This is a genomic window from Micromonospora sp. NPDC048887, from assembly GCF_040649715.1.
Taxonomy (GTDB): Bacteria; Actinomycetota; Actinomycetes; order Mycobacteriales; family Micromonosporaceae; genus Micromonospora.
Map to the genome: position 1 here is coordinate 70,360 of NZ_JBEZGA010000007.1, position 12,739 is coordinate 83,098.

At 74.9% G+C, this 12,739-nt stretch carries 9 protein-coding genes; 1 reads left to right on the top strand and 8 read right to left on the bottom strand.

The features are described 5' to 3' along the window. Positions 1-34 precede the first annotated feature (34 nt). Genes AB0C17_RS13595 through AB0C17_RS13605 form a run of 3 tightly spaced genes read right to left on the bottom strand, consistent with a single transcriptional unit; the run spans position 35 to position 3,854 of the window. Positions 35-1,261, bottom strand: a complete 1,227-nt coding sequence (locus tag AB0C17_RS13595) for a cytochrome P450 (protein ID WP_357478608.1) — start codon at positions 1,259-1,261, stop codon at positions 35-37. Beyond that, positions 1,258-1,578 carry an antibiotic biosynthesis monooxygenase family protein gene (locus AB0C17_RS13600; RefSeq protein ID WP_357383054.1) on the bottom strand — a complete coding sequence of 107 codons (321 nt, stop codon included), beginning with the start codon at positions 1,576-1,578 and terminating at the stop codon, positions 1,258-1,260. The genes AB0C17_RS13595 and AB0C17_RS13600 overlap by 4 nt, the downstream gene beginning before the upstream one ends. Then, a complete protein-coding gene (locus tag AB0C17_RS13605; protein WP_357478611.1) occupies positions 1,575-3,854 on the bottom strand; it encodes an FAD-dependent oxidoreductase in 2,280 nt (759 codons plus the stop codon). Before AB0C17_RS13605 ends, AB0C17_RS13600 begins: the two co-directional genes overlap by 4 nt. A gap of 183 nt (positions 3,855-4,037) precedes the next feature. Between AB0C17_RS13605 and AB0C17_RS13610 the strand changes: the two genes are divergently transcribed. After that, on the top strand, positions 4,038-4,796 hold the full coding sequence (locus AB0C17_RS13610) for a class I SAM-dependent methyltransferase (protein ID WP_357478614.1): 759 nt from the start codon (positions 4,038-4,040) through the stop codon (positions 4,794-4,796). Positions 4,797-4,855: 59 nt separating this feature from the next. Here AB0C17_RS13610 and AB0C17_RS13615 read toward each other — a convergent pair whose 3' ends face one another. The 5 genes from AB0C17_RS13615 to AB0C17_RS13635 form a co-directional block, all read right to left on the bottom strand. Then, positions 4,856-7,543, bottom strand: coding sequence for a LuxR family transcriptional regulator (locus AB0C17_RS13615; RefSeq protein ID WP_357478617.1), 2,688 nt, complete (start codon positions 7,541-7,543; stop codon positions 4,856-4,858). A 122-nt stretch (positions 7,544-7,665) separates the two neighbouring features. Further along, a complete protein-coding gene (locus AB0C17_RS13620; protein ID WP_357383046.1) occupies positions 7,666-8,556 on the bottom strand; it encodes an alpha/beta hydrolase in 891 nt (296 codons plus the stop codon). A gap of 149 nt (positions 8,557-8,705) precedes the next feature. After that, positions 8,706-9,587, bottom strand: a complete 882-nt coding sequence (locus tag AB0C17_RS13625) for a YwqG family protein (protein ID WP_357478620.1) — start codon at positions 9,585-9,587, stop codon at positions 8,706-8,708. Positions 9,588-9,643: 56 nt separating this feature from the next. Beyond that, positions 9,644-10,798, bottom strand: a complete 1,155-nt coding sequence (locus AB0C17_RS13630; protein ID WP_357478623.1) for a glycosyl hydrolase — start codon at positions 10,796-10,798, stop codon at positions 9,644-9,646. Continuing rightward, positions 10,792-12,660 carry a glycosyltransferase family 2 protein gene (locus AB0C17_RS13635; protein WP_357478626.1) on the bottom strand — a complete coding sequence of 623 codons (1,869 nt, stop codon included), beginning with the start codon at positions 12,658-12,660 and terminating at the stop codon, positions 10,792-10,794. Before AB0C17_RS13635 ends, AB0C17_RS13630 begins: the two co-directional genes overlap by 7 nt. Positions 12,661-12,739: the final 79 nt, after the last annotated feature.

Consider the following 12,739-nt stretch of genomic DNA (forward strand, 5'->3'; position numbering starts at 1 on the left):
TGCTCCTTGGTGATGAGCCGCGACGGCGGCACCGTCAGGCGGTGAAGGTGACAGGCAGTTCCAGCAGGCCGCGGAACGGTGAGGCGGCGGGAAGCCGGCGCACCTCGGCGAGCGGTACGCCCAGGCGCAGGCCGGGCAGCCGGCGCAGCAGCGCGCCGAGCGCGATTTCGGCCTCCATCCGGGCCAGCGAGACGCCCAGGCAGTAGTGGACGCCGTGCCCGAACCCGAGGTGCGGGCCCCGGACCCGGCGCACGTCCAGCCGGTCCGGGTCGGCGAAGTGGGCCGGGTCGTGGTTGGCCGCGTTTATCGCCACCCCGACGATCGCGCCGCGCGGGATGCGTACGCCCTGGTAGTCGACGTCCTCGGTGGCGATGCGCGGGCTGGCCACCGGCAGCGGCCCGTCGAAGCGCAGCAGCTCCTCGATCGCCGCGGGCAGCAGGCGCGGCGAGTCGCGCAGCAGTTCCATCTGCTCGGGGTGGGTGAGCAGCGCCAGCACGGCGTTGCCCAGGAAGTCGGCGGTGGTCTGGTGCCCGGCGAACAGCAGCAGGAACGTGGTGGTGACCAGTTCCGCCTCGGACAGCGTCCCGTCCTGGTCGACCGCCTTGATGAGCGCGGCGATGATGTCGTCGGCCGGGTCGTCGCGCTTGGCCCGGACCAGCCCGGCCAGGTAGTGGTGCAGCCGTAGCTGGGCCTCCTGCACCGCCGCGCGCTCCTGGGCCGGCGGCCGGCTGCTGGAGCCGGAGGTGCGGATGACCTGGGTCCAGTCGAGCACCCGGTCGTGGTCGGCCGGCGGCACCCCGAGCAGTTCGCAGATGACAGTCATCGGCAGCGGGATGGCGAACTCGTGCATCAGGTCCGCCTCGCCGTGCGGCGCCATCTTGTCGATGAGCTGCTCGACGATCGACGCCACCCGGGGGCGCAGCGCCTCGATCCGCCGGGGCGCGAACGCCTGCGACACCACCCGGCGCAGCCGGGTGTGCTCGGGCGGGTCGGAGTTGAGCATGTTGCGGTTCAGGCCCTCGGAGTTCGGGCCGAAGATCTTCAGGTAGTGCTGCCCCGGGCCGTACAGGTCCTTGGACAGGCGCGGGTCGGTCAGCGCGGTGCGGGCGTCGTCGAAGCGGGTGATCAGCCAGGAGTCGAAGCGCGGCGAGCCGACCGGGCAGACCGGCCGGTCCGCGCGCAGCCGGGCCAGCGCGGGGTACGGGTCGGCCGCGAACGCGTCGGTGTACAGCTCGCCCGCCGGCACCACGTCGTCGGTCATCGCCTCTCCCCCATCTCGCCGGCCACGCTGTGCAGCACCTGGTAGGTGTGCCGGTCGGCGGACTCGCGCAACTCGCGGATGATGCTGAGCAGCCGGTCCCGGTGCGCGCTGCGGCCGAACGCGTCGAGCCGATCCCGGTCCGCCCAGTCGCTGATGATCAGATAGCTGCGCGGGTCGTCGGCGTCGCGGACCAGGTCCTGGTGCAGGCAGCCGTCGAGCGTGCGGATCTCTTCGGCGGCGGTGAGCCACTCGGCCTCGAAGCGCTCCTCGCAGCCCTCCCGGGTCCGCATCGACAGCACCGTCCGGACCCGGCTCACCTCGCGCTCCCGAACACCAGGTGCAGGTGCTTGCGCAGCGCGTCCGGGTCGACCGGGGCGCCCCGGAACCCGACGTGCCCGTCCGGGCGGATCAGGTACAGGCCGGTGCCGTCCAGCCCGTACGCGGCACGGAAGCGGCGCTCGGCGTCCCGCACCACGGGCGGGTCGAGTAGTCGCGGCTCGTCCGCCTCCGGGTCGAGCAGCAGGTACGCGTCGAGTTGCCCGCCGGCGAGCCGGCGCGCGTCGGCGCACAGGCCGGTGAACGCGGCCAGCTCCCCCGCGTCGGCCGTGCGGTCGGCGTAGAGCAGCAGTGTGTGGCCGGTGCCCCGGGTCAGGTCGCGCAGCCGCAGCGGGTGGCCCACGCCGCGCCGTCGCAGCCCGTCCACGTCGGGCGCGATGTCACCGGGCCGGGGGGCGTCGCCGAGCGCGGCCGGGTCGGCGACGGTCTCCCCGACCAGTGGGCTGCCGGTGTAGCTGAGCAGCATGGACATCTCCTGGAGGAACTGCCGTTCCAGGTCGGCGCGGTCCACCTCCTCGGTGCCGGCCATCCGTACCGCCCGGCCGACGATCTCCTCGCCCTCGGGGCGGCGCTCGGTCTCGTAGCTGTCCAGCAGGCCGGGCGCGGCGAGCCCGCGTACCGCGAGGGCCAGCTTCCAGGCCAGGTTCCAGGTGTCCTGGATGCCGGTGTTCATGCCCTGGCCACCGGCCGGCGGGTGCAGGTGGGCGGCGTCCCCGGCGACGAACACGTGGCCGTCGCGGTAGCGGTCGACGATGCCGTGGCTGATCCGGAACACCGACGACCAGCGCAGGTTGGTCGCCCGGGTGCCGGGCGGCGCGAGGCGGTCCAGCGCGGCCTGCACGTCGGCGATGGTCGGCTCGTCGAGTTCCTCGCTGAAGCCGGGCGGGGCGTCGCGCCCGCCGGTCTGGGCGAAGAACCGGGGCGGGGCCAGGGTGGCGATGCGGTAGCGGTGCTCGCCGCGCAGCGGCACGCAGACGAGCATCCCGTCCATCTGCCCGTCGGTCATGTGCAGGAACCGCAGCAGGTGCCCGTCCGGCATCTCCCAGTCCACGTCGACGTCCACCAGCATGAACAGTTGCGGGAACCGGCCCAGCCCGCCGGTGAAGGTGAGCCCGAGCCGTTCCCGTACCCGGCTGTGCGCGCCGTCGGCACCGACCAGGTACGCCGCGCGTACCGTCTCGGTGGCGCCGTCGGCGGTGCGGACGGTGGCGGTCACGCCGTCGGCGTCCTGGGTGAAGTCGATCAGTTCGGCGCCGCGCCGCGGACGGACGCCGAGCGTGGCCAGCCGGTCGGTGAGGATCCGCTCGGTCTCGTACTGCGGCAGGCCGAGGTGGGCGTACGGCAGGCCGGGCAGCTCCCAGCTCATCCGGTGGGTCTGCGTGCCGTTGACGAAGACCATGTTTCCGGTGAGCCAGATGCCGGCGTCCATCGCCTCCCGGACGACGCCCTGCTCCTCCCAGATCTCCATGGTGCGGCAGTGCACGCCGATCGCCTTGTCCGCGTGGCCGGGCGGGGTGAGCTGTTTGTCGATCACCAGGCAGTCGATGCCCCGCCGGGCCAGTTCGACGGCGGCGGTCAGCCCGGTGGGTCCCGCCCCGACGACGAGTACGTGTGTTGTCCTGTGCACGTCGGCCTCCCAGCCCGTGGTGGGGTGTCGGCGGCCGTCCGCGTCAGGCACGACGTGGAACAGCCGGCGCCGGATGTCGAGAAGGAACGGTGCGATCGGCCCGGCCTGCGCGGAGGCGTGGGCCGGGTCACCGATCCAGGCGAGGAACGGCGCGGCGCCGTCCCACTCGGCGAAGATGTGGTGGATGTCGGAGCCGGGCTCGCGCAGCAACTGCTCACGGCGGTAGCCGGGTATCGCGGCCATCCGCCGGACCACCTCGGGGTAGCCCTTGTGGAACTCGGCGAGCCGGCCGAGCGGCACGGTCAGTTCGACGTCCACGTAGACCGGGCCGTCGCCGTCCCCGGTCTCCCGCATCAGCGGATACCCGGGGTCGCCGTCCGGCTCGGTCAACGGCCGGAGCAGGCCGGCCAGGCGGGCGGCCACCGGCCCCCGCCGGTACGCGCGCAGCGCCACCTCGTCGGTCCACTCGGTGACGACGACGAAGCCGCGCGGGTCGAGGGCGTCGCGCAGCAGCTCGTGCCGCAGGTTGCCGGCCAGCGCGCCGAGCTGCCCGGCGACCGTCTCGAACGCCGGTCCGACCGCGGGCTCGCAGCCGGGGCGCGCGCGCAGCCGGAGCATCGTTCTGATCATGCAGCCCCCTCGGACGGTGCCGTCGTCGTGCCGCGACCCTGCCGCAGCGCGCGTCACCCGCTCGTCACCGTCGCCCCGCCCCGGGTCCGGTCCCGGTGACGCCGCCGGGACGGTCACGGCTTATTGCAAAAGTTTGGCAACAAGCCTCGACAGGGATCCCCTGCGGTAACTATCGTCAGCGGCATGACTCCTTACGATCTGGACGTACGCGCCTGGCAGGAGAGCTGGGACCGGCAGCAGGAGACGTTCATACCGGACCGGGAGCACCGCTTCGACGCGATGCTCGACGCCGTCGAGGCGGTCGCCGGTGACCGGCCGCCCCGGGTGCTCGACCTGGCCGGCGGCACCGGGTCGATCAGCCTGCGGACGCTGGCCCGCCGGCCCGACGCCGAGGTGACGGTGCTCGACCTCGACCCGGTGCTGCTCACCCTCGCCGAAGCGGCGCTGGCCGGCCGGGCCACCGTGGTGACCGCCGACCTCAACCGGTCCGACTGGGCCGCCGCGCTGCCGCACCGGGACTACGACGCCGTGCTCACCGCCACCGCCCTGCACTGGCTCGACGGTCCGCGCCTGGCGGAGCTGTACCGCGAGATCCGCGACGTGCTGCGGCCCGGCGGCGTGTTCGTCAACGCCGACCACATGCCCGACGACACGATGCCGGCGCTCACCGCCCTTATCGGCGCTCGCGCGAAGGCACGACGAGACGCCCGGCACCGGGCCGGCGCTGCGCTGTCCTGGCCGGACTGGTGGGCGCAGGCGGCCGGCGACCCGCTGCTCGGGCCGCTGGTGGAGAAGCGGCGGCAGATCTACCCGACCGGGCACAGCCCGGAGTGGAGCCCGCCGGCGGCGTGGCACCTGGACGCGTTGCGCGCGGCCGGGTTCGCCGAGGCCGGCGTGCTCTGGCGCGGCGGCGCGGACGCGGCGGTGGCCGCGCTGCGCTGAGCCCGGCGGGTCGCGGGGCCCGGCCCGGCGCCACGCGGGTGCCCGACGGCGGCGTGCGGTCAGGCCAGCAGGCGGGCCAGCTCGGTACGGGAGCGCACGCCCAGCCGGTGGAAGACGTTGCGCAGGTGGTGGTCGACGGTCCGGGTGGACAGGCACATCCGGGTGGCGATCTCCCGGTTGGTCGCTCCTTCCGCGACCAGCCGGGCGATGTGCAGCTGCTGCCCGGTCAGCAACTGCTCCGGGCCGCGCCGGACCGGCCCGACCGACTCCCCCGCCGCGCGCAGTTCCTCGCCCGCCCGGTCGGCCCAGACGGTGGCACCGAGCAGGGTGAACGCCTCCCGGGCCCGGTGCAGGTGCGCCCGGGCGTCCCGGGGGCGGCGCCGCCGGCGCAGCTCGCGGCCGAACAGCAGCTCGGTGCGGGCGCGCTCGAACGGGTCGGTGTCGGCCGGGTGCAGCCGCAACGCCGCGTGGAACTCCCGCTCGGCCTCCGGGCCGCCGCGCGGTGCGAGCAGCGCCCGGCAGCGCGCGGCCAGCGCCCGCCGCGACGGGCTCGCCGTACTGCTGGCCCAGTGGTCGAACACCGCCAGCGCGGCGGCCGGTCGCCCGCCGTCGTGCGCGGCGGCCTCCACCAGGTACGGCGTGGCCATCACCTGGACCAGCACCTGACCCCGGCCGGTGCCGGTGCGGGCCAGCGCGGACAGCCGGGCCGCCGCGTCGGCGTACCGGCCGTCGATCAGGTCCAGCACGCCGAGGGCCCACCTGGCGTACGCGTCCGGCCGGCTCCCCGGGGCGGCCCCGTCCCCGATCTCGGCGATCCGGGCCAGCGCGGCGTCCCGGTCGGCGCGTACCGCCGCCAGCACGGCGAGGATGCCGAGGTGCACCTGGGCACACACGTGCTGACCGGTGGCGCGGGCCGCGCGCACGCCCTCGCGGGCGGTCTGCGCCGCGGCCTCGTGCCGGCCCAGCCAGTACTCCGCGACCGCCCGCAGCTCCAGCGCCCGGGGCAGCAGGGACAGCTCGCCGCGCGAGCGGGCCAGCTCCACCGCGCGGCCGGCGAGCCGGTGCGCGGGCGCGTCCACCGCTACCAGCAGGGCCGCCGCGGCGGCGCAGACCAGCGCGCCGGGGGTGAGCGCGGGCCCGGTCAGCCGGCCGCCGAGGACGACCACGCGGCGCAGCGCCGGGCCGCCGCGCGCGTGGTCGCCGCGCAGCGTCGCCCCGACGCCTGAGGCGAACGTGGCCAGCAGGTCGAGGCCGGGCGGGTCGCCGGGCCGCCGCAGGGCCTCGGCCCGGCGGGCCACCTCGGCATACCGGTACTGGTCGCCGGTGACGCAGATGGCCTCGCCGGCCCGGACCAGCGCCAGCAGCGCTGCCCGCCGGTCGGCCGGCGCGACCGCGTCGGCGGCGGCCAGCAGCGTGGCGACCGCGGCGGCGGGCGCGTCGCAGCGCAGTTGCATGTCGCCGCGCACCAGGTCGGCCCGGCCGCCGGCCCCCGGCCCGGCGGTCAGGCCCCGCAGCAGTCCCCGGGCGTGGTCCGGGTCGCCCGCGGTCCAGGCGCAGCGCGCCGCCGCGATCGTCAGCTCGGCGGCGCGCCCGGGGTCGGGGTTCAGCTCGGCGGCGCGGCGCAGCACGATCGCGGCGGCGGCCCGGTCCGGTACCTCGTCGACAGCCGAGGCCAGCTCGGCGGCGAGCACGTCGGACGGGCAGTCGGCGGCGGTGGCGTGGCGCAGCGCCCGGCCCAGCGGGCCCTCGGCGAGCGTGCCGGCCAGCAGCAGCTGGGCCGCGCGCAGGTCGGCGAGCGGCGCCACGGCGGTGATCATCGTGCGGGCGAGCGGGTGCGGGAACGTGGCCCCGCCGGGCCCGGTCCGCAGCAGGCCGGCGGCTTCGGCGGGGGCGAGCGCCTCGACAGTCAGGCCGGCCGCCCACGCGGCCCGGACCAGCGTGCCCGGGTCGTCGCCGGGGTCGAGCGCGGCCAGCAACACCATCCGCCGGGTCGGGACCGGCAGCCGGTCCAGACGGGCCCGGTACGAGGCGGCGAGCGCGCCGTCCACCGGCGGGGTGCCGGGCAGCGGCGCCTCGCCCCGCCACTGGGCCGGGGTGAGCGCGCCGGCCAGGTCGGCGAGCGCGGCCGGGCTGCCCCGGCTGAGCGCGGCCAGCGCGGCGGCCACCGGCGCGGGCGGGCGGTCCCGGAGCCCGGCGAGCATCGCCCGGCACTCGCCGGCGTCCAGCGGACGCAGCCGGTGGGCCGGTACGCCGTCGACGGTGGCCGGGGCGGTCGCGGTCAGCAGCAGCGCCACCGGCAGCCGGCGCAGCCGGCGAGCCACCACGGCGAGCGTCCAGGCGCTCTGCGGATCCCCGGTGTCGAGGTCGTCCACAGTGCACAGCAGCGGCCGGTCCGCTGCCACCGCGGCGAGCAGGGAACGCACCGCCGCGGCAAGGGCCAGTCGCTGCTCGGCCGGGCACCCGTCGCCGCCGAGCGCGCGGCGCAGCAGCCGGCGCTGCCGCGCCGGTAGGGCCGCGTCCGCGTCCAGCACCGGGTCGAGCAGGCGGTGCAGCCCGGCGTAGGGCAGTGTCGCCTCGTCGGCCAGGCCGGTGCCGGTGAGCACGGCGCGCTCCCCCGCCGACCTGCGGGCGTACGCCAGCAGGGAGCTGCGCCCGGAGCCGGGCGGCCCGTGGAACAGCAGCGCGCCGCCGTCGTCGCGGTCGAGGAGCCGGCGGATCGCGTCGCACTCGTCGTCCCGTCCCCACAAGGCTATATGCACTGTCGATGCAGAAACCATTCATGCAGTGTCACAGATGGGCAACCCGCCGGAAAAGAGGCGGACACGCTCCCGGGGTGGTCGCCGTGGCGACCACCCCGGAGCGGACGGGCTCAGGCGCTGGGGCAGGTGTTGCGGTACTCCTCGATCGCCGACCCGCTCGGGCCGGGGCAGAGGAACTGCTCGTAGCGGGTGTCGTCGTCGACGAACCGCTTCAGCCAGGCCACCATCTGCTTCGCCGTCGGCGTGTTCACCGTCTGCGGGAAGAAGTGGCTCGCGCCGTCCAGCTCCAGGTACGCCTTCTCGGAGGAGGACGGGATGCTGTTGTAGAACGGGATCGAGTGGGTCGCCACCGGCGCCACACTGTCGGTCTCGCCGCCGATGATGAGCGTCGGCACCCGTACGTCGGACCAGGTCTTGTCCAGGTTCCACGGTGCGAGCGGGACGGCGGCCTGCAACGACGGCCGGGCCGCCGCGGCCTCCAGGCTGCCGCCGCCACCCATCGAGTGCCCGGCCACGGCGAGCCGGGAGGTGTCGATCCGGCCGCGCACCGAGCTGCGCTGGGTCAGGTAGTCCAGCGCGGCCAGGAGCTGGCGTCCCCGGCTGTCCGGCTGGTCCAGCCGGGTGATGGTCTCGATGCCGATCACCACGAAGCCGTGCGAGGCGATCCGTGGCCCGAGCCAGCTCAGGCTCGACCAGGAGGCGGTGTAGCCGGGCGAGATGGCGACCGCGCCGAAGGTGCCCTCGGCGGTGCTGGTCGGGTAGTAGATGACGCCGCCGCCGAAGCCGGTCACGCTCAGCGAGGAGACGTTTGTCGACGAGGTGGCGAACGGGCCGCGGCTGGCCTCCAGGATGGCGTTAGTGGGCGCCGGGCCGCGCTCGTAGGGGCTGGCGGCGCTCGCCGCGGCCGGCACGGCGAGGGCGCCGCCGGTGGCGAGCAGTGCCGCCACGGCGAGACGGGCGAGGGCACGGACGGGGGTACGGGAACGGATGGTGGTGGGCACGTCGGTCACTCCTTGCGCCGGAATTACATCGACATGCGTCAGCATCCGCGCCCTGTCGACCCGCGCGCATCGGCGAAATCACCGGTCCCCCGGCACCGGACGGTGACCCGGCCGTGACACGCACGGCGGACGACTGCCCGCTCCGGCTGTCACTCGGTGAACTCGCAGAAGGACAGCACCCTGTCGAACCGCCGGGCGGCGAGGTCCTCGTGGCGGATCAGGAACCGCGCGTTGACGTACTCCTCGTCCGGCACGCCGAACTGGGCCAGCGGCACCCATTCGCGCATCACCCGCTGCTGTTCCTCGTACCGGGCCACCATCCGCTCCGCGCGGGGCAGAGACCTCGCCTGCTGAACCCGCTCCGGGTCCATCATGATCGACTCGGGCGGGTCCTGCGCCGAGATGGTGTAGCCGCCGACGAAGACGTCCTCCGCCAGCCACCAGTTCCGCTCGGGCCAGAGCTGCTCGACCAGCGCTTTCATCTCCTTGCGGTGCGGCATGTCGCGCAGGAGCTGGATCTGGGTGTCACACAGCCACTCCTCCGAACGGTCGAGCCAGTCCGGCAGCTCCGCCTGGAGCCCCGCGTACATCTCGTGCTCGGGGGCGAGGAACGGTTCCATCTCGGTGTCGGCGGGCACGACGTACTCACCGTCCACCGTCTCGGCGCCGGCCGGAACGTACACGACCCGCGCGAACTCCTGCTCGGGCTCGATGCCGCAGGCGTCCAGTGCGCTCTCCTGGTCGAGGAAGAACAGCAGCGTGCCGTCGGCCGGCAGGGCGAGGCCGGGAACCCGGGGCAGCGCCGCGCAGTCGAGCCGGAGCAGGAACGGCAACGGGAAACCCTCCGAGCACGTGGGCCACGGCATGCCCACCGGCAGCCGCGGCCGCCCGCCCCGCCGCCCGACGTGCACACCCTCCTCGCGCTGGCAGGCGTGGATCTGGAACCGGATCAGCTCCGCGAAGCGGGCCACCTCGTCCTCGGGCACACCCCGCTCGATCGCCGCCCGCCGGAATTGATCTCTCTCGTTCATGATCGAGGAGAGTAGCCGCACCGTCCGACATGGAGTGTGGCCCGGCACGGGCGGGATCAGGGCCCGGCGCGCGGCCGCGCCGCAGGTGACCAGGTCACGTCGTAGCGCCGGCCGGCCACCGCCTCGGCGAACGCGGTCGCCGCCGCCGGCGAGCCGGCGATGCGCCAGTCCTTCTCCTTGTCCACCTCGAACCAGATCAGCCCGATCAGGTTCGGATAGCGGGGCAGGGCGCGGAACGTGTCCCGGATCCACCGGGCCTTGTGCCCGGCCGCGTCGGCGGCGCCGGTCTCGGTGACCACGAGCGGCTTGCCGGTGACCTTGCGGATCTCGGCGATCGTCGGACCGAAGATCTGGTCGAACGACCAGTACGTCTTGGTGAACGCGCCGCTGCCGTAGTAGCCGGTGACACCGACCCAGTCGACGTACCCGTCGCCCGGGTAGAGGCCGGTGAGCCCGGCTGTCGTCTTGTCCCAGCGGGCGTTCGGGCTCCACACCCAGGTGACGTTCGTGGCGCCGGCCTCGGCGAAGAGGTCGTGCACGTGCCGCCAGGCCCGGACGTAGTCGCCGGGGCGGTTGCCGTTGGCCCGCTCGCACCAGGGGTACCAGTCACCGTTCATCTCGTGCGCGAAGCGGATCGCCACCGGATAGCCCAGCGACCGGACGCCCTCCGCCCAGGAGCGCAGGTACGCGTCGAAATCGCCGCGCGCGACGCGGGCCAGCCGGTAGTCCGGCTGGGTGGCGCGGAGCCGGTCGATCTGCCTGTCGGTCAGGGCGGTACGACGGGCCGCCCGGTCGACCGTGTGGTCCCACGGTTCCCAGCCGAGCATCGGCATCATGCCCCGCTCGGCGATCCGGTCGAACAGGCTGCGGTCGAACGCGGCCGACGCCCAGTCCGCGCCGAAGAGCATCACCTGCGGCGCGCGCCCGGCCGCCTCGGCGAACCGGTCCACCGGCGCGAAGTCGTACGGTCCCTTGTCGGTCATCACCCCGAAGAACGCCTGCCCGGCCGGGGGGAACGGGCCGCCGCGCGGGCTCGGCACGACCGCCGCCGGCACGTCGGTGCTGGCCTGCGGCGTCGCCGGGGCGGGCCGTCGCGCCGCGACGTCCGTGCCCGGGTCGCGCCAGGCGCCGGGCGCCACCACGAAGGCGTACGCGAGCAGCAGCAACCCGCCCAGCGCCAGGCCCACCCGGGGCAGCGTCGGCCTCAGCACGGCACACCACCCTCGGCCACGGTCCGGGGCATCACCTGGGGTTCCCGGGCCACGTCGGCGGCCCGGACCCGGCGGGCCCGCAGGCTCTCCGCCCAGGAGATCAGCGGCGGCGCGAGCCCGGTCAGCAGCGTCAGCGCCGGCCAGACCCGCAGCAGCGGGTAGTCGTGACCCAGCGCGAAGCTCGCCGCGAGCAGTCCGGCGGCGGCGAGCGCCCAGCACAGGTGCAGCCGGAACGTGCGCGCCGACTCCACTGTGCGCAGCGCGCCCTTGGCGGTGACCACGAAGCCGAGCTTGCGGCGCAGCAGGGCGCCCACCGCGGCGGCCACGTAGACCGGTCCGGCGAACAGTGCGAGCGCCATGCCGGCCATGCCCACCTCCTCCCGCTCGTGCGGGGCGATGTTGAAGCGGCGCAGCCACAGCCAGAGCAGGAACCAGGTGCCGATGGTGGAACCCCACAGCGTCGCCCAGACCTGCGGGTCGAGCCGGCCCGCGTCGACGCCGGTGAGCAGGTAGAGCGCGGTGGCGGCGTTGCCGAGCAGCAGGCTCACCGCCACGCTCGGGTAGTAGAACTGGAGCAGCCGGTACTGCCAGCGGCGGCGCGACGGCAGGTCGCGCGGCGTGCGCATCTCGCGCCGGAGCAGGATCTCGCAGATCCCGGCCGCCCAGCGCTTCTGCTGGTTGAAGTAGTCCGCCCAGGAGGTCGGCCCCTCGCCGAGCGCCACCACGTCCGGGGTGTAGACGCCCTTCCACCGGTTGCCGGTTGCCGGGTTGACGGCGGCGTGCACACGGATGCTGGTGAGATGGTCCTCGATGATCGAGTCCTGGTAGCCGCCGACGGTCCGCCAGGCCGCCGGGCGGTAGAGGTGCCCGGTGCCGGTCAGCAGTGGCGCGTCCAGGCCGTTGCCGCCCCGGGCGATCAGCCCGTTGTAGAGGTACTGCTGCACCGAGGCGCCGTGGGCGACGAAGTTCTGGTGCATGTTGCCGTACACCTGGGGGGTCACCACGAACGCGACGTCCGGGTCGCGGAAGTAGCCGAGCGTGCGTTCCAGGAAGTTCGGCAGTGGCACGTGGTCGGGGTCGACGTTCGCGACGACGTCGTAGCGGTGCTCGTGCTCGGCCCGCCAGGCGTTGTGGTTGCCGGACTTGGTCCGGGCCCGGAACTCGCCGCCGGGCCGGTTGTACTCGGGCCGGCCCTTGCGGGTGAAGTGGCGTACGCCCAGCCGCGCGGCCATCGCCCGGACCGCCGGGTCGTCGCCCTCGTCGAGGATCCACACGTCGACGTGCCCGCAGTAGACGATCTCCCGGAGCCGGCGCAGCGTCCGCTCGGCGACCTCGATCGGCTCCTTGCTCGGCACGATCGTGGTGAGCAGGGCGACCCGCAGGCCGACCGGCGGGTCGACCGGCACCGGGTCCCGGGCGTGGAAGGCGAACACCCAGACCACCACGTTCTGCGCGAGGCGGATCAGCTCGATGCCGACGACGACGCAGAACGCGAGCCGGGCGGCGGCCGTCTGCCAGCCGCCGAGCCCGACGACGCCCGGGCCGGGCACGTGCCGGGGCAGCAGCAGCCAACCGACGAAGATCAGGCCGGCGGCGCTGTTGACCAGCACCAGCAGCGTCAGCACCAGCCGCGCGGCCACCGAGGCGGTGGGGCGGAACTCGACCGCCGCGTCGGGGCGGCGGGGCGGGCGCAGCGGCCCGGCGGTGGCGCCGCAGCGCGCGTACGCCACGCGGGCGTCGACGTTGCGCTGCCGGCGGTCCTGGTCGGCGGGCGCCCCGGGCAGGGCGGGCGCGGTCGGGCGGGCGCCCGGCGTCCCGGCCGTCGTGGCGCGGGACGGGCGTGTATCGGCGGCGACGGCCACGTTTCCCCCATGGTCTGCATCCGGCTCAGGAGCCGACCGAACGCTAACCCGACAATCAACCGCAAAAGAGGCGAATCAG

Excerpts from the sequence above, each read along its gene's own strand:
- AB0C17_RS13610 (WP_357478614.1), top strand. The coding sequence starts at position 4,038 with ATGACTCCTTACGATCTGGACGTACGCGCCTGGCAGGAGAGCTGGGAC.
- AB0C17_RS13625 (WP_357478620.1), bottom strand. The coding sequence starts at position 9,587 with ATGAACGAGAGAGATCAATTCCGGCGGGCGGCGATCGAGCGGGGTGTG.
- AB0C17_RS13605 (WP_357478611.1), bottom strand. The coding sequence starts at position 3,854 with ATGATCAGAACGATGCTCCGGCTGCGCGCGCGCCCCGGCTGCGAGCCC.
- AB0C17_RS13595 (WP_357478608.1), bottom strand. The coding sequence starts at position 1,261 with ATGACCGACGACGTGGTGCCGGCGGGCGAGCTGTACACCGACGCGTTC.